The organism is Aeromicrobium sp. CnD17-E (assembly GCF_024124745.1).
Classification (GTDB): domain Bacteria; phylum Actinomycetota; class Actinomycetes; order Propionibacteriales; family Nocardioidaceae; genus Aeromicrobium.
The window spans coordinates 1-16,241 of the sequence record NZ_JAMXRU010000070.1 but is presented as its reverse complement, the minus strand read 5'-3'; the positions used below and the strand labels follow the sequence as shown (position 1 = coordinate 16,241).

Here is a 16,241-nt window from a genome sequence, read left to right as displayed (position 1 = left end):
CACCGCGGCCACGATCCCCGCCACGTGCGTGCCGTGCCCGTGGGGGTCGCGGGAGACGGTCCCGCCCGTGAGCACGTCGACGCCCCGCATGACGTTGCCGCGCAGGTCGGGGTGGGTGCGGTCGACGCCCGTGTCGACGACGGCGACCACGGCGCGCGGGGTCGATCGGGTGGCGCGACCGTCGGCGCGGCGCCACAGCGTCTCCGCCTGGAGCCGGTCGAGCGCCCACTGCCGACCGCGCAACGCGTCGTTCGAGCGCAGCGCCGTCACGGGCTGCGCCATGGAGACCGTGACGGTGGCGGGGTCCTGGAGGCGGGCGGCCACGACCCGCCGCGCCTGCGCACGGTCGTCGACACTGACGGTGCGCACCACGGGTCGCCCGTCCGGTGCGGTCGTGGTCGTGACGACCCGCAACGCTCCCTCGAGCGGGGCGGAGCCGACGATCCGCGCCACGGCAGCCCGCGTGGAGTCCACCTGCGGCGCCGCCGACGCGGGCACGACCACCGTGCCCGCGCAGGCTGCTCCGACCGCCGCCAGGGCGGCCGCGCGGACACGTCGTGTGCGTGGGGTCACGCGCCGGAGACTACCGCTCCCGCCACCTCAGCACGCTGTACACGAGCAGACCCCACGCCGCGAAGGCCGACGCGACCAGCCCGAGCCCCGTCCCCCAGCCAGCCGCAGGCAGCCGCGGACCGAACCCGACGCCCAGCACCTCGAACTCCGGGATCGTCGGGCTCACCCACCACACGACGCCGAGCACGGCGAGCCAGACGCCGCCGAGCGCGCTGAGCACGATGCGCGGCCAGGTGGCCACACCGAACCGGGCGGCCTCCACCGCCTTCTCGCGCAGGGGGTCCAGCACCCGCCGCGCCCACGCGTGCTGACGGGCCAGGATCGTGATGCCCGCGAGGATGATCAGCAGGCCCGGGCCGGGCAGCGGCCAGAGGATGATGCCGATGACGACGACCGTCCAGCCGAGCACCTCGGTGACGACCCGCTCCGCCACGCCCTGATCGCGGCCCCGACCTTCCATGCGCACAGGATGCCGCACGGTCCCAGCCGCGGCACCCGACGCCCACCGATCCCCGACGCCGACGGCGTCGAACACCCCACGCGGACCCCGGCTGGCGGGGCCGACCCGACCGGACCAGGATTGACCCCATGAACAAGGCTGCTGCGCTGCACTCCCTCGCCGAGGACGCCCTCGGCATGACCCTCCCCGTCCGGCTGCGGCTGTGGGACGGCAGCGAGGCCGGCCCCGAGGACGCCCCCGTCCTGGTGCTGCGCGACAAGCGCGCCGTCCGCCACGTGCTGTACTCCCCCGGCGAGCTGGGCGTGGCCCGGGCGTACGTGCAGGGCGACCTCGACATCGAGGGCGACCTCGCCGACGGGCTGCGCACGATGTGGGAGGCCGTCCGCAACGCCCGCGCAGCCGACGCGAACGCCGCGCGTCCGCGCATCAAGACCCGGCACGCACTGCGCGGCGCCTGGCTGGCCCTGCGGCTCGGCGCGATCGGGCGTCGACCCAAGGCGCCCGCCGCGGAGTCGAACCTCACGGGCGAGCTGCACAGCCGCGAGCGCGACCGCGCCGCCATCAGCCACCACTACGACCTCTCCAACGACTTCTACGAGCTCGTCCTCGACCCGCAGATGGCGTACTCGAGCGGCTTCCACGCCGACCCGACGTGGTCGCTGGAGCAGGCGCAGACCGCCAAGCTCGACCTCGTCTGCCGCAAGCTCGGCCTGCGACCCGGCATGCGGATGCTCGACATCGGCTCGGGCTGGGGCTCGCTGAGCCTGCACGCCGCCGAGCACTACGGCGTGCACGTCACCGGCGTCACCCTGTCGCACGAGCAGCGCGACTTCGTCATGAAGCGCGCGGCCGAGCGCGGGCTGCAGGGTCGCGTCGAGGTGAGCCTGCGCCACTTCCGCGACCTCGCCGGCGCCGGCGTGGCCGACGGCACCATCGACGCGATCGCCTCGATCGAGATGGGCGAGCACGTCGGCGACGAGGAGTACGTCGTGTTCACCGAGTCGATCCACCGCTACCTGCGCCCCGGCGGCCGCGTGCTGATCCAGCAGATGTCGCGCAGCAACGACCAGGTCGGCGACCGTCCCGGGGGCGGCCCGTTCATCGAGACCTACATCGCCCCCGACATGCACATGAAGCCGATCGCCAAGACCATCGGCCTCATCGCCGGAGCCGGCCTGGAGATCCGCGACGTGCAGGCGATGCGCGAGCACTACCCCCTGACCGTCGCCGGCTGGGCCCGCAACCTCGAGGAGAACTGGGGCACCGCGGTCGCGCTGGTCGGTGAGGAGACCGCGCGGGTGTGGCGCCTCTACCTGGCGGGCGGGTCGCTCGCGTTCGAGGAGAACCGCATGGGCGTCGACCAGATCCTCGCGGTCAAGCCGTCGCCCGCCGGACGCTCGGACATGCCGCTGACCCCGCTGGAGTGGCTCGCATGATCGCCAACGACGGATCGCACAGTCTGCTCACCCTGGCGATCGGGCTGGCGACCGTCGTCGTCTTCATGGGCGTCTGCATGGCCATCTCCGTGCGCGTGCAGAAGCTCACGGTGGTCGACACCGCCTGGCCGCTCGGGTTCGTCCTCGTCGCCGTCGTCTCCGTCTTCGTGACGAACGCCGGCGACGGCATGCCCGCCCCGCAGCTCCTCCTGCTGGTCCTGGTGACGCTGTGGGGCCTGCGCCTCGCCGCGCACCTGCACCACCGCAACAGCGGCAAGGACGAGGACCCCCGCTACGCCGAGCTGGCCGAGGCCGACGGTCGTTCGTTCGCGCAGGTGGCGCTCACCCGCGTGTTCCTGCCGCAGGGCATCGCCATGTTCCTCGTCGCCACCCCGGTCATGGTCGGCATGAACAACCTCGGCGTCGTCGGCTGGCTCGGGTGGCTCGGCGTCGCGGTGTGGGCGGTCGGCCTGTTCTTCGAGGCCGTCGGCGACTGGCAGCTCGCCCAGTTCAAGAAGGACCCCGACACCAAGGGCAAGATCATGGACCAGGGACTGTGGCGCTACACCCGGCACCCGAACTACTTCGGTGACGCCTGCGTGTGGGCCGGCATCTGGCTGGTCGCCGCGTCGTCGTGGGCCGGCGTCGCCACGGTCGTCAGCCCGATCGCGATGACGATCTTCCTCACCAAGGTCACCGGGGCGGCGAACAACGAGAAGGGCATGCGCAAGAGCAAGCCCGGCTACGACGAGTACGTGCGCCGCACGAGCGGCTTCATCCCCCTGCCCCCGAAGAAGGCCTGAGCATGGCGCCGGTGCTCGTCACGGGGGTCACCGGCTTCGTCGGTGCCCACCTGGCGGCAAGGCTCGTCGAGCTCGGCCGCGAGGTGCGCGTGCTCGTGCGCGACCCGGCGCGGCTGCCCGACGCCGACTGGGTGCGCCACGTCGAGGTCGTGCAGGGCGACGCGACCGACGCCGGGTCGCTCGACCGGGCGCTCGACGGCGTGTCCGTGGCCCACTACCTCCTGCACGCGATGTCCGACGGCGACGACTACGCGGCCGCAGACCGCGAGATGGCTCAGACGTTCGCCGCCGCGGCCGAGCGTGCCGGGGTGCGCCGCATCGTCTACCTGGGCGGTCTGCGCCCGCCGGCGGACAGCGAGCCGACCGAGCACCTGGCGTCGCGCGACGAGGTCGCGCAGATCCTCCTCGCGGGAGCGGTGCCCGCCGTGGTCCTGCGGGCGGGCATGGTCATCGGCCGCGGGTCGGCGTCGTTCGACCTCATGGAGGTCGCGACCCGGCTGCTGCCGGTGGTGGTCGGGCCGACGTGGCTGCGCCGGCACATGCAGCCGGTCGCGCTCGACGACCTGCTGCACTACCTGGTCGCCGTCACCGACCTCGACGACGACGTGAACCGCGGCTTCGACGTCGGGGGGCCCGACGTGATGAGCTACCGCGAGCTGCTGGAGGCGCACGCGCACGCGTCGGGCCGTCGACGCCCTCCGTCCCTGCTGTTCCCCGTGCTGCTGCCGCACACGTTCAGCCTGGTCGTCGGCACCCTGGCGCCCGGGTCGAGCTCGTTGAACGCTGCCCTCGTGCACAGCCTGAGCCTCGACATGGTGTGCACCGAGCGCGACCTCGAGGCCCTGGTGGGTCCGCCCGAGGGCGGCCCGACCGGTGTCGAGGAGGCCCTGCGGCGCGCGAACGCCTGAGCGTCGCGTCGTCGTCGGGCCAGGCCGGCAGGAGCCGGAGCGGCTCTATTCGCTGACGAAGATGTGCACCGCGGCGTCGGCGTCGACCTCGGCGGTCTCGCCCTGGCGGGCGACGACGACGCCGTCGTGACCGCGCGAGACGAGGACGTCGTTGCCGGGCAGCGCGCCGACGCGGCGCAGCACCGACATGACCTCGGTGTCCTTCTGCAGCTCCTCGGCGATGCGACGCACGATCCGGCGGACCGGCTCGTCGCCACCGCGGACCGCCCGGGTGAGCGGCTCCACGCCGTGCAGGAACAGCGAGGGGTCGACGGTCTCGCCGAGCTCGTCGAGGCCGGGGATCGGGTTGCCGTACGGCGACTCCGTGGGGTGCTCGAGCAGCTCGACCAGGCGGCGCTCGACCTGCTCGGACATGACGTGCTCCCAGCGGCACGCCTCCTCGTGCACGAACTCGATCTCCAGACCGATGATGTCGGTGAGCAGACGCTCCGCGAGGCGGTGCTTGCGCATGACGCGGGTGGCGAGGGCGCGGCCCTTGTCGGACAGCTCGAGGTGACGGTCGCCCTCGACGGTGAGCAGGCCGTCGCGCTCCATGCGGGCGACGGTCTGGCTGACCGTCGGGCCGCTCTGGTGCAGACGCTCGGCGATGCGCGCGCGCAGGGGGACGATGCCCTCCTCCTCCAGCTCGAAGACGGTGCGCAGGTACATCTCGGTGGTGTCGATCAGCTCGCTCACGCGCCCATTGTTCCATGGCGTGCAGACAGCCCGTGCACGCGTGAGGATGAGAACCGTGTCGACCTCCGTGATCTGCTTCCGCTCCGACTTCCGGCTGAACGACAACCCCGCGCTGCGCGAGGCCATCGAGGCGGGTCCGGACGGGGTCGTGCCGATGTTCGTGCTCGACGACCACTACTGGGGACCGAACGGCCGGACCCGCCTGGCCTACCTCATGGCGCTCCTGCGCGACCTCGACGAGCGCGTCGGCGGGCTCACGGTCGTGCACGGCAAGCCGTGGGGAGGTGGTGCCGCGCGTCGCCCGCGCGGTCGAGGCCACCAGCGTGCACGTGGCCGCCGACTACGGCCCGTACGAGAAGGATCGTGACGACCGGGTCGAGAAGGCCCTCGCCGACGACGACGTCGCCCTCGTGCGCACGGGCTCGTCGTACGCCGTCGCGCCGGGGCGGGTCACGAAGGACGACGGCAGCCCGTACCGGGTCTTCACCCCGTTCTACCGCGCCTGGCAGCAGCACGGCTGGCGCGCACCCGCCCCCGGCGTGCGGTCGGTGCCCTGGATCCGCGCCGACGTGCGCACCAAGCAGATCCCCGACGTCGACCCGCCTGAGGGCGTCACGCTCCCGCCGCTGGGCGAGGACGCTGCCCGGCGCCGCTGGCGCGAGTACCTCGACCAGGTCGACGAGTACGACGACCTGCGCGACCTGCCGGGCCGCGACGCGACGTCGCGCATGTCGGTGCACCTGAAGTGGGGGACGATCCACCCGCGGACGATGCTGGCCGACCTCGCCGACCGAGGCAGCAAGGGGGCCGAGGCCTATGCACGCGAGCTGGCGTTCCGCGAGTTCTACGCCGACGTCGTGCACCACCGCCCCGACACGCTCGCCGGCTACTACGACAAGCGGTTCGAGGCGATGGACTACGACGAGCCCGGCGAGGACCTGCAGGCGTGGAAGGACGGGCGCACCGGGTTCCCGATCGTCGACGCCGGCATGCGCCAGCTGCTCGCCGAGGGCTGGATGCACAACCGGGTGCGCATGATCGTGGCCAGCTTCCTCGTCAAGGACCTGCACCTGGAGTGGACCGTGGGCGCCGACCACTTCCTCGACCTGCTCGTCGACGCCGACCCGCCGTCGAACCAGCACGGCTGGCAGTGGGTCGCGGGCTGCGGCACCGACGCGTCGCCGTACTTCCGCATCTTCAACCCGACGTCGCAGGGCAAGAAGTTCGACCCCGACGGGACCTACGTGCGTCGCTGGGTGCCGGAGCTGCGCGACGTGCCGAAGACGTTCGTCCACGAGCCGTGGAAGCTGGACGAGCCGCCGGCCGACTACCCCGCGCCGATCGTCGACCACGCCGAGGAGCGCGAGGAGTCGCTGCGTCGCTACGCGGCGCTGCGCTCCTGACCCTGCACCGAGGGTCGTCGTTCGCGGGCGGGTCCGTGGTTACGGTGGGGCGGTGACGACGATCCCGCGCAGGTACAACGGTCCCGAGCACTCCGGCAACGGCGGGTGGGTGAGCGGCCTGCTCGCCCACGAGCAGACCCAGCGGCACGGCGACGAGGTCGTGACGGCCACGCTGCGCCAGCCGCCCCCGCTCGAGGTGCCGCTCACCTGGGAGGAGCACCCCGACGAGGTGCGCCTCGTGACCGCCGGCGGCGCGCTCATCGGCGAGGCGGCCGCGGGGACGTTCGAGCACGACCCCCTGCCCGCGCCGTCGGCCGAGGAGGCCGAGGCCGGCGTCGCGTCCTACCCCGGCTTCACGCTGCACCCGTTCGACCGGTGCTTCACCTGTGGCACCGCACGCGAGCCCGGCGACGGCCTCCGGCTGTTCACGGGGCCGGTGGGCGACGGCTCGCGCACGGCGGGCACCTGGACGCCCGACCCGGGCGTGGCCGGCGACGACGGGCTGCTGGACGTGCCGACCACGTGGGCTGCGCTGGACTGCCCGGGCGGCTGGGCCGCCGACTTCACCGCGCAGGCGATGGTGCTCGGCCGCATGACGGCGCAGGTGCTGCGTCGTCCGGCCGCGGGCGAGCCGCTGGTCGCGTCAGGACTGCTGCGCGAGCGCGACGGCCGCAAGTTCCGCACCGCCACCGCGCTGCACACCACCGACGGCGAGCTGCTCGGTCGCGCCGAGCAGGTGTGGATCGAGATCGACCTCGCCCGCTTCTCCTGACCGTGACGATGTGGCCCCAGATCCGACCGATCGGGGCCACATCGTCACGGTCAGCGGGGTGGGAGGGCTCGTCAGGGAGTGGGGTTGCGGGCGTCGTAGGCGCGGAACCCTCGCGACCGCAGTCCGAACCAGGCCGTCGCGGCCACGCAGAGCGCTCCACCGACGGTCATGGCCCACGCCTCGCCGGCCAGGCCGGCCAGCGAGCCCATCACGAAGTCGCCGAGTCGCGGACCACCGGCCACGACGACGATGAACACCCCCTGCATCCGACCTCGCATCTCGTCGGGGGCGGCGGTCTGCAGGATGGTCGACCGGTAGGCCGCGCTGACCATGTCGGCGGCACCGGAGCAGGCCAGCATCAGCACGCACAGCCACAGCAGCGAGGCGCCGGAGAACACCGAGACGCCGGCCAGGGCCACGACCGTGCCGTACACGCACACGGCCGCGACGACGGCCACGCCGTGGCGGTGGACCCGGCTGACCCAGCCGGAGACGAGGAACGCGGCCACGGCACCGATCCCGGGCGCCGCCTGCAGCAGCCCCAAGGTCTCCGGCCCGGTGGCGAACACCGTGACGGCGAGCGCCGGGAACAGCGCCCTCGGCTGCGCGAGCACCATCGCGAACAGGTCGACGACGAAGGTCATGCGCACGTTCGGGGCGGCGCCGAGGAAGCGCAGCCCCTCCACCACCGACCGCAGACCGGGCGCCCCCTGGTGCGATGTCGGGGGCATCGCGGGCAGCCGCGACAGCGAGTACAGCGCGGCGACGAACAGCACGACGTCGACCACGTAGGCGGCGTCGACGCCCTTCCACGCGATGAGCACGCCGCCGAGCAACGGCCCGGCCGTGAAGGAGAGGTTCGTCGCCGCCATGCCCAACGCGTTCGCGGCCGGCAGCAGCTCGGCCGGGAGCAGCCGCGGCAGCATCGCCGAGCGAGCAGGCTGGTTCACGGCGAACAGCGCCGACTGCACGGCCACCAGCCCGTAGAGGAACCCCACGGAGTCGATGCCGGCAAGGCTGTGCGCGACGAGCGCCATCGAGCACAGCCACAGCCCGAGCGCCGAGGCCAGCGCCACCCGACGTCGGTCGAAGGCGTCGGAGAGCGCGCCGCCGTAGAGACCACCGAGCACGAGCGGCAGCAGCCCGGCAAGCCCGATCAGGCCGACGGAGAACGACGAGCGGGTCAGCGAGTAGACCTCGAACGCGATCGCGACGATCGTCATCTGCTGGCCGAAGGCGGACACGGTCTGGCCGATCCAGAGCCGTCGGTACGCCGGGGAGGCCCGCAGCGGGCGCACGTCGGTCAGCACCCCGGACAGTCGACTCACGCAACGATCCTGACGCATGCCCCGGACCCGACGGTTGGCAGGATGCCCTCATGGCCCGCGCACCGATGTCGACGCAGAAGGTGCAGCAGTGGATCATCAGCCTGCTGGTGCTCGCCGTCTCGTGCTTCCCGCTCGGTGCCCTCACCGCCGCGGTCGCGATGCTCGCCGACGAGCGGCACGACGCGGCACTGGTGCTGGTCGGCGTGATGGCGGCCCTCGGTATGGCCGCGGTGTCCGCCGGGCGCCTCGTCCACCGGCTCTCCCCCGTGTCGCCGTGGACCCTGCTCGGCCTGCTCCCGGCCCTCGCCGCGGCGGCGCTCTACCTCTGACGTCCCTACGGCTGGAGCCGCACGCGTTCCCATCCCCCCACGTCGCGGCGGTACAGCAGCCGGTCGTGCACACGGTTGCGTCGACCGTGCCAGAACTCGATGGTCTCCGGGACGAGGAGGTAGCCGCCCCAGGTCGACGGTCGCGGCACCTCGCCGTCGCCCGCCGCGTCCTCCGCCGCCCGGACCTGGGCCTCGAGGGCCCGCCGGTCGGTCACGGGTCGTGACTGGTGGGAGCCCACGGCGCCGACCTGCGCGCCGTGCGGTCGGCTGGCGAAGTAGGCGTCGCTCTCGGCGGCCGGCAGGCGCTGCACCGATCCCTCCAGCCGCACCTGGCGCTGGACCGGGTGCCACAGCAGGGTCGCGGCCGCCCGCGGGTTCGCCTCGAGCTCGCTGCCCTTGCGCGACGTGTAGTGCGTGAAGAACGTGACGCCGCGCTCGTCCAGGCCCTTCATGAGGACGATCCGCACCGACGGGCGACCGTCGAGGGTGGCCGTGCCGAGCGCCATCGCGTTCGGCTCCGGCACGCCAGCGTCGACGGCGTCCCGGAGCCACCGGGCCAGGAGGTCGAACGGGTCGTCGCCCGCCTGCGCCTCGTCGAGCCCACCCTCCTCGTACTCGCTGCGCATCGCGGCCAGACGGTCGTGGTCGATCGGACGCTCCATGCGGCTCACGCTAGCGCCGCCCGGACCAGCCAGCAGGACTCGCCGTGCCGGGTGCTCATGGCTCAGGGCAGAATGCAGGCATGGCTGATGACGTACAGGTGCACCACGGGCTCGAGGGAGTCGTCGCGTTCGAGAGCGAGATCGCCGAGCCCGACAAGGAAGGGTCCGCGCTGCGGTACCGCGGCGTCGACATCGACGACCTCGTCGGCCGTGTGCCGTTCGAGAAGATCTGGGGACTCCTCGTCGACGGCCACTACGAGCCGGGCCTGCCGCCCGCCGAGCCGTTCCCCATCCCGGTCCACTCCGGCGACATCCGCGCCGACGTGCAGAGCGCCATCGCGCTCACCGCGCCGGCCTGGGGCCTGCGCCAGCTGTACGACATCCAGACCCCCGAGCAGGTCCGCGAGGACCTCTCCCGCACCGCGGTCATGATCCTGTCGTACGTCGCCCAGGCGGCGCGCGGCGTCGGCCTCCCGATGGTGCCGCAGGCGGTCATCGACGAGCAGGAGACGATCGTCGAGCGCATGCTGATGCGCTGGCGCGGCGAGGTCAACCCCGACCACGCCAAGGCCATCGACGCCTACCTCGTGTCGGCCGCCGAGCACGGCATGAACGCCTCGACCTTCACGGCGCGCGTCATCGCGTCCACCGGCGCCGACGTCGCCGCCGCGCTCTCGGGCGCGGTCGGCGCCATGTCGGGACCGCTGCACGGCGGCGCGCCCTCGCGCGTGCTGCACATGATCGAGCAGGTCGAGAAGTCCGGCGACGCCGAGGGCTACGTCAAGCAGCTCCTCGACTCCGGCGAACGCCTCATGGGCTTCGGGCACCGCGTGTACCGCGCCGAGGACCCCCGCGCCCGCACCCTGCGCCGCACGGCCAAGGAGCTGAACGCGCCGCGCGCCGAGGTCGCCGAGGCCCTGGAGCAGGCCGCCCTGGCCGAGCTGCGTGCCCGCCGCCCCGACCGCGTGCTCGAGACCAACGTCGAGTTCTGGGCGGCCATCGTCCTCGACTTCGCCGAGGTGCCCCCGAACATGTTCACCGCGATGTTCACGTCGGCCCGCACCGCCGGCTGGAGCGCGCACATCCTCGAGCAGTACAAGAAGGGCCGGCTCATCCGTCCCTCGTCGATCTACGTCGGTCCGTCCGAGCGCAAGGCCGACGAGGTCGACGGCTGGAACCCGGCCTGGGCCGACCGCTGACCCCACGCCCCGCGCGATCGCACGGCGCCCGTCCCGACCACGTCGGGGCGGGCGCCGTCGTCGTCGCGGCTCGGGCTGCGCATCACCAGCAGGCCCCTACGGTGGGAAGCATGACCGTACGCGACATCGCACTCAACGACGGCACGACGATCCCGCAGGTCGGCTTCGGCGTGTTCCAGATCGACCCCGCCGACACCCAGGCGGCCGTCGAGCAGGCGCTCGAGGTCGGCTACCGCCACATCGACACCGCCCGGATCTACGGCAACGAGGAGGGGGTCGGCGCCGCCCTGAAGGCCACGGGCCTCGCCGACGAGGTCTACGTGACCACCAAGCTGTGGAACGAGGACCAGGGCCACGACTCCACGCTGAGCGCCTTCGACGCCAGCATGGGCCGCCTCGGCATCGACACGCTCGACCTCTACCTGATCCACTGGCCGACGCCCGCGCACGACACCTACGTCGAGACCTGGAAGGCCTTCGAGCAGCTCAAGGCCGACGGTCGCGTGCGCTCGATCGGCGTCTCCAACTTCCGCGTGCAGGACCTGCAGCGCCTCGCCGACGAGGGACTCACGACCCCCGTGGTCAACCAGATCGAGCTGCACCCCGCACTCACGCAGGACGTGCTGCGCGCCTACCACGCCGAGCACGACATCGTGACCGAGGCGTGGAGCCCGCTGGCCCAGGGCGAGGTTCTCGACGAGTCCGCGGTCGTGGAGATCGCGCAGGCGCACGACGCGACGCCGGGCCAGGTCGTCCTGGCGTGGCACCTCGCGCTCGACAACGTGGTCTTCCCGAAGTCGGTGACGCCGTCGCGCATCGCCGAGAACTTCGCCGCGACCGAGCTGACGCTCTCCGACGACGAGCTGCAGCGCATCAGCGCGATCAACCGCGACGAGCGCACCGGGCCGGACCCGGCCGAGTTCAACTGACCCGCACGCGACGAGACCCTGGCCATCCCCCCGAACGGCCAGGGTCTCGTCGTGTGTGATGGACCATCCCCCCGAGATGCTCCACCGCCGACCCGTCCCCCGACAGGCCGGACGTCGTGTCAGCCGGCGTCAGGCACCAGTCCCGCGACCAGCGGCTGGATGCCGGCGGTGTCGTCGAGCGGCTGGATGCCCTCGCCCAGGGGCTGGATGCCCTGGCCGAGCGGCTGGATTCCCTGGACGGTCGCGTTCGCGGCGGCCGGAGCCATCGTGAACAGGGCGGCGGCACCGGCTGCTGCGATCATGGAGCGCGTGCGGTTCGTCGACACCGTGGTTCCTTCCGTGGTCGTCCTGGTAGCAGGAGACTACACCGAACTAGTCCTTTGGGACTAGACCCCGATAGTCATCTCTTTGTCCCAATTCCTCGCGCGTCCTGCCCTGCAACGCCGGGCGTGCTGGTCGAGACCGGCCGCGGGTGGCGCGACCGCCACGTCTCGTAGGGTGGGACGGTGACCACCGCAGACCTCGCCCGCGCCGCCGCGGATGCCCTGGCCGAACGCACCGGAGGGGCGGCCCACGACGTCGCCCTCGTCATGGGCTCGGGCTGGCTGCCCGCCGCCGACGCGCTCGGCACCCCCGACCACGAGATCGCGCTCGCGGACCTGCCCGGCTTCAGCGCCCCCGCGGTCGCCGGCCACGGCGGGACCGTCCGCTCGGTGCAGGTCGGCGAGCGTCGCGCCCTGGTGTTCCTGGGCCGGACCCACTTCTACGAGGGCAAGGGCGTGGCTGCCGTCGTGCACGGCGTCCGCACCGCAGCGGCCGCGGGCGTACGCACGGTCGTGCTGACCAACGGCTGCGGCGGGCTCGACCCCCGCTGGACGCCCGGCACCCCCGTGCTGATCAGCGACCACATCAACCTGACCGCCACCTCCCCCATCGAGGGCGCGAACTTCGTCGACCTGACCGACCTGTACTCGAGCCGGCTGCGTGCGCTCTGCCGCGAGGTCGACCCGTCGCTCGACGAGGGGGTCTACGTGCAGTTCCCCGGACCGCACTACGAGACGCCGGCCGAGATCGGGATGGTCCGTGCGATCGGGGGAACCCTGGTGGGCATGTCGACCACGCTGGAGGCGATCGCCGCCCGCGAGGCCGGCCTGGAGGTGCTCGGCCTGTCGTTGGTGACCAACCTCGCCGCCGGCATCTCCGGCGAGCCCCTGAACCACGAGGAGGTGCTCGAGGCCGGGAAGGCGGCCGCGAGCCGCATGGGCGCCCTGCTCGCCGACGTCATCCCCCGCATCTGAGCCTGACCGGCCACCCACGCCCCGAGGAGCACCCATGTCCGTCGTCGACCTCGCACTCGACTGGATCAGCCAGGACCCCGACCCGCAGACCCGAGCCGAGCTGCAGGCCCTCGTCGACGCCGACGACACCGCGGCGCTCGAGGACCGCTTCGGCACCCGTCTGCAGTTCGGCACCGCCGGGCTGCGCGGTGCCCTCGGCGGCGGTCCGAACCGGATGAACCGCGTCATCGTCGCCAAGGCCGCCGCAGGGCTCGCCGCCTACCTGCGACGCGAGGTCGACGGGGAGCCGTCGGTGGTCGTGGGCTACGACGCGCGGCACAACTCCGACGTCTTCGCGCGCGACACCGCCGAGATCATGCAGGCGGCGGGCGTGCGCGCCTACCTGCTGCCCGAGCGCCTGCCCACGCCGGTGCTCGCCCACGCGATCCTGCACCTGGGCTGCTCGGCCGGCGTCATGGTGACGGCGTCGCACAACCCGCCGCAGGACAACGGCTACAAGGTCTACCTCGGCGACTCCAGCCAGATCGTGCCGCCCGCCGACACCGACATCTCCGCGCTCATCGACGAGGTCGGTCGGGTCGACGAGCTGCCCCGCAGCGACGAGTACACCGTCTGCGGTCCCGACGTGGCCGAGGCCTACGTGCAGGCCGTCGTCGACCTCGCGCACGACGGCCCGCGCGACGTCGTCGCCGTGTACACGCCGATGCACGGCGTCGGACGCGACACCCTCGTCGAGGTCGTGCGCCGCACCGGCTTCCCCGCCCTGCACGTGGTGCGCGAGCAGGGCGACCCCGATCCCGACTTCCCCACCGTCGCCTTCCCGAACCCGGAGGAGCCGGGCGCGATGGACCTCGCGCTGAAGCTCGCCTCCGAGGTCGAGGCCGACGTGATCGTCGCCAACGACCCCGACGCCGACCGCTGCGCCGTGGGAGTCAGGGACGGTGAGGCGTTCCGGATGCTCACGGGCGACCAGACCGGCGTGCTGCTGGCCGAGCTGCTCCTGCGCCGCGGCGTGGACGGTACCTACGGGTCGTCGATCGTCTCCTCCGACATGCTCGGCCGCCAGGCCGAGGCGCACGACCGACGCTGGCAGCAGACCCTCACCGGCTTCAAGTGGCTCGGCAAGATCGGCGACCTCGCGTTCGGCTACGAGGAGGCGCTGGGCTACAGCGTGGCCCCGCACGTCGCGCGCGACAAGGACGGTGTGTCCGCGATCCTCGCGGTGCTCGAGCTCGCGGCGGAGCTGAAGGCCGAGGGACGCACGCTCCTCGACCTGCTCGACGACCTCTACCGCGAGCACGGGCTGCACGCGACCGGTCAGCTGTCGGTGCGCGTCGACGACCTGTCCATCATCGCCGACGCCATGAGCACGCTGCGCACCACGCCGCCGCGACTGCTGGGCGGACTGGAGGTGACGGCCGTCGACGACCTCGCGGACGGGTACGCGGGCCTGCCGCCCACCGACGGGATCCGCCTGGCCCTCGCGCTGCCGCCGGCCACGGAGGCCGCACCTCACGGACCCGCGATCGACTCGGCGCGCATCATCTGCCGCCCTTCGGGCACCGAGCCCAAGCTCAAGTGCTACATCGAGGTGGTCGTGTCGGTGCAGGACTCCGTCGAGGTGTCGCGCGAGCAGGCCGACGCCACCCTGGAGGCGCTGCGCTCCGACCTCGCGACGGCCCTCGGCCTCGCGTAGGTCGCGCTAGTCGTCGTCCTTCTTCGGCTCCGGCTCCTTGCCGCAGATGATGCGGTCGGCCGCCTGGTAGACGGCGGTGTCGGTCTCGCGCTTCACGACGCGACCGTCCTTGCGCAGGGTGCGGTAGATGTCGATGTCGAAGCCGGGCAGCGCACCCTGGGGTGCGCAGGAGGCCGAGTCGTCGTAGCGCGTCTGCCCGGTGCGGAAGTTGCGCCGTTCGGACTGGCCCGCCTCGACGTCGAACTCCTTCGTGCCCCAGATCTGCACCGTGGTGCGGCCGACCCCGCCCGGCGAGCTCGGCTGCACGAACGAGCGGATGAGCACGCCGCTCTTCAGGTTGTTGCGGAAGCGCAGGTCGAGCGACCCGAAGTAGACGGTCGCCTCGCGACCCACGGGGTAGCGGTCGATGTAGAACGCGTGCGGGTGGTGCTCCACGTCGTCGAGGCCGGCGAAGAAGGCGGCGTTGTAGGTGGTGGTGACCACCTGCGACACGCCTCCGCCGAGCTCGTCGCGGAAGCGACCCCCGTTGATGACCGAGCCGCTGGTGAACCCGTTCGCCGCGGTCCGCTCACCCACGGTGTCGTTGAAGGAGAACGTCTCCCCTGGCTCGACGATGGTGCCGTCCAGCAGCTGGGCGGCTCGGCCCTGGTTGATGTTGCGGTACTCGGCGTGCGGGTACTCGGTGGTGAACTCGCTGACCTTCTCGGTGATGCGCAGGGCCTTGGCGTCCTCGGTGGTGAACTCCGGCTCGACGACCTTGGCCTCGACCGTCACGGCGCGCTCGGCACCGCTGCGCGTGAGCACCGGCACGAGCTTCTCGGCCATCTCCTTCGGCTGCAGGCCGATGCCCTCCTTGCCCGGCACGACCACGGGACGCTCGCCGCGGATCTCCACGGTCGCGTCGACCGCCTTGCGTCCGATGCCGGTGGTGGCGTCGGTGAGGGGCGCGGCGAGCCGCTCCGGGTCGATGACCGGGGTCATCGTGCCGTCGACCGGCTCGACGCGCAGGGCGGGCGCGTAGGCGGTCACGGGAAGCTCGACCTTCTGGCGGCCGACCTGGATGGTCACCGGTGCCGCGACGGCCGGCCGGGCGATCGAGGAGACCGCCTCGCGCAGGCCCGCGACGTCGACGGCGGGCTCGACCGCGGTCGTCGGGACCTCGACCGGCTCGTCCTGCACCAGGTACTCGTCCTGGATGAGCCGGGCCGTGGCGGCGGTGCGGATGGTGAGGCCGTCCTTGGGCTGACGCGCGCGGGGCGCAGCGTCGGGGAAGGTGATGAGGGCCTCGGTGACGGGCACGTCGACGGCCTCGCCGATGCCCTGGACGGCCGACCGCAGCGCCTTCTCGTCGACGTCGAGCACGGGGGCACGGTCGCGGCTGCCGACCACGAGCGCGACCATGTCGCGCGGGTCCCAGCTGCGCGCGCCGCCCGCCGCGTCGACGGAGGCGTCGACGTCGAGCGCGAGACCGGCGTCGGACGGCGTGATCTCGAAGCGCTCGTCGCCGTGGACCAGGACGACCGGGTCGTCCTGCTTCGGGCCCAGCTCCTCCTCCAGCGTCGCGCGTGCGTCGGCGGGCGACATGCCGCCGACGTTGACGCCGCCGATGGTCGTGCCGGCCGCGAGCCGGCTGCCGGTGAGCAGGTAGCCACCGACGTAGAGGCCGCCGAGCAGGACGACGGCGGCGACGAGCGCCCAGCGCCCCCAGTG

At 72.7% G+C, this 16,241-nt stretch carries 18 protein-coding genes; 11 read left to right on the top strand and 7 right to left on the bottom strand.

What is annotated here, in order from left to right; all coding sequences use genetic code 11:
* Together NH339_RS12900 and NH339_RS12895 are read right to left on the bottom strand one after the other, a co-directional pair.
* Positions 1-573: S8 family serine peptidase (locus NH339_RS12900; protein WP_253025902.1), on the bottom strand; the 573-nt coding region annotated here is incomplete at its 3' end.
* A 10-nt stretch (positions 574-583) separates the two neighbouring features.
* The gene (locus NH339_RS12895; RefSeq protein WP_253025900.1) at positions 584-1,033 is read right to left on the bottom strand and encodes a PGPGW domain-containing protein; all 450 of its coding nucleotides are present in this window, start codon (positions 1,031-1,033) and stop codon (positions 584-586) included.
* 128 nt (positions 1,034-1,161) lie between these two features.
* On the opposite strand from NH339_RS12895, the gene NH339_RS12890 reads away from it, so the two are divergent.
* The 3 genes from NH339_RS12890 to NH339_RS12880 are packed head-to-tail and all read left to right on the top strand — an operon-like array spanning position 1,162 to position 4,180.
* A complete protein-coding gene (locus NH339_RS12890) occupies positions 1,162-2,469 on the top strand; it encodes a cyclopropane-fatty-acyl-phospholipid synthase family protein (RefSeq protein WP_253025898.1) in 1,308 nt (435 codons plus the stop codon).
* Positions 2,466-3,272: a DUF1295 domain-containing protein gene (locus NH339_RS12885; RefSeq protein WP_253025896.1), complete on the top strand. Its 807-nt coding sequence runs from the start codon at positions 2,466-2,468 to the stop codon at positions 3,270-3,272. Before NH339_RS12890 ends, NH339_RS12885 begins: the two co-directional genes overlap by 4 nt.
* 2 nt (positions 3,273-3,274) lie before the next feature.
* Positions 3,275-4,180 (top strand): NAD(P)H-binding protein, encoded by a 906-nt coding sequence (locus tag NH339_RS12880; RefSeq protein ID WP_253025894.1) that lies wholly within the window; start codon positions 3,275-3,277, stop codon positions 4,178-4,180.
* Positions 4,181-4,225: 45 nt separating this feature from the next.
* On the opposite strand, the gene NH339_RS12875 is transcribed toward NH339_RS12880, so the two are convergent.
* On the bottom strand, positions 4,226-4,915 hold the full coding sequence (locus NH339_RS12875) for a metal-dependent transcriptional regulator (RefSeq protein ID WP_067859227.1): 690 nt from the start codon (positions 4,913-4,915) through the stop codon (positions 4,226-4,228).
* Positions 4,916-4,970: 55 nt separating this feature from the next.
* Between NH339_RS12875 and NH339_RS12870 the strand changes: the two genes are divergently transcribed.
* From NH339_RS12870 to NH339_RS12860, 3 genes are read left to right on the top strand one after another with little or no spacing between them, the layout of a single operon-like run.
* The gene (locus NH339_RS12870; protein WP_253025892.1) at positions 4,971-5,282 is read left to right on the top strand and encodes a deoxyribodipyrimidine photo-lyase; all 312 of its coding nucleotides are present in this window, start codon (positions 4,971-4,973) and stop codon (positions 5,280-5,282) included.
* Entirely contained in the window at positions 5,200-6,318 is a 1,119-nt protein-coding gene (locus tag NH339_RS18895) for a deoxyribodipyrimidine photo-lyase (RefSeq protein WP_253025890.1), read from the top strand. The genes NH339_RS12870 and NH339_RS18895 overlap by 83 nt, the downstream gene beginning before the upstream one ends.
* A gap of 52 nt (positions 6,319-6,370) precedes the next feature.
* Positions 6,371-7,090 (top strand): hypothetical protein, encoded by a 720-nt coding sequence (locus NH339_RS12860; protein ID WP_253025888.1) that lies wholly within the window; start codon positions 6,371-6,373, stop codon positions 7,088-7,090.
* Positions 7,091-7,161: 71 nt separating this feature from the next.
* Here the strand turns inward: NH339_RS12860 and NH339_RS12855 are convergent, their stop codons facing one another.
* Positions 7,162-8,418, bottom strand: coding sequence for an MFS transporter (locus NH339_RS12855; RefSeq protein ID WP_253025886.1), 1,257 nt, complete (start codon positions 8,416-8,418; stop codon positions 7,162-7,164).
* Between the two features lie 50 nt (positions 8,419-8,468).
* Between NH339_RS12855 and NH339_RS12850 the strand changes: the two genes are divergently transcribed.
* A complete protein-coding gene (locus tag NH339_RS12850) occupies positions 8,469-8,747 on the top strand; it encodes a hypothetical protein (RefSeq protein ID WP_253025884.1) in 279 nt (92 codons plus the stop codon).
* A 5-nt stretch (positions 8,748-8,752) separates the two neighbouring features.
* Here NH339_RS12850 and pdxH read toward each other — a convergent pair whose 3' ends face one another.
* Entirely contained in the window at positions 8,753-9,409 is a 657-nt protein-coding gene (pdxH, locus tag NH339_RS12845; protein WP_067859241.1) for a pyridoxamine 5'-phosphate oxidase, read from the bottom strand.
* Between the two features lie 80 nt (positions 9,410-9,489).
* Here pdxH and NH339_RS12840 point away from each other — a divergent pair, with 80 nt between their 5' ends.
* Both NH339_RS12840 and NH339_RS12835 read left to right on the top strand, forming a co-directional pair.
* Entirely contained in the window at positions 9,490-10,608 is a 1,119-nt protein-coding gene (locus NH339_RS12840) for a citrate synthase 2 (RefSeq protein ID WP_253025882.1), read from the top strand.
* A gap of 110 nt (positions 10,609-10,718) precedes the next feature.
* Positions 10,719-11,537, top strand: a complete 819-nt coding sequence (locus NH339_RS12835; protein WP_253025880.1) for an aldo/keto reductase — start codon at positions 10,719-10,721, stop codon at positions 11,535-11,537.
* A gap of 119 nt (positions 11,538-11,656) precedes the next feature.
* Here the strand turns inward: NH339_RS12835 and NH339_RS12830 are convergent, their stop codons facing one another.
* Positions 11,657-11,863: a hypothetical protein gene (locus NH339_RS12830; protein WP_253025878.1), complete on the bottom strand. Its 207-nt coding sequence runs from the start codon at positions 11,861-11,863 to the stop codon at positions 11,657-11,659.
* 180 nt (positions 11,864-12,043) lie between these two features.
* Here NH339_RS12830 and NH339_RS12825 point away from each other — a divergent pair, with 180 nt between their 5' ends.
* Positions 12,044-12,835 carry a purine-nucleoside phosphorylase gene (locus tag NH339_RS12825; protein ID WP_253025876.1) on the top strand — a complete coding sequence of 264 codons (792 nt, stop codon included), beginning with the start codon at positions 12,044-12,046 and terminating at the stop codon, positions 12,833-12,835.
* A gap of 34 nt (positions 12,836-12,869) precedes the next feature.
* Positions 12,870-14,531, top strand: coding sequence for a phospho-sugar mutase (locus NH339_RS12820; RefSeq protein WP_253025874.1), 1,662 nt, complete (start codon positions 12,870-12,872; stop codon positions 14,529-14,531).
* Between the two features lie 6 nt (positions 14,532-14,537).
* On the opposite strand, the gene NH339_RS12815 is transcribed toward NH339_RS12820, so the two are convergent.
* Positions 14,538-16,241: VanW family protein (locus NH339_RS12815; RefSeq protein ID WP_253025872.1), on the bottom strand; the 1,704-nt coding region annotated here is incomplete at its 5' end.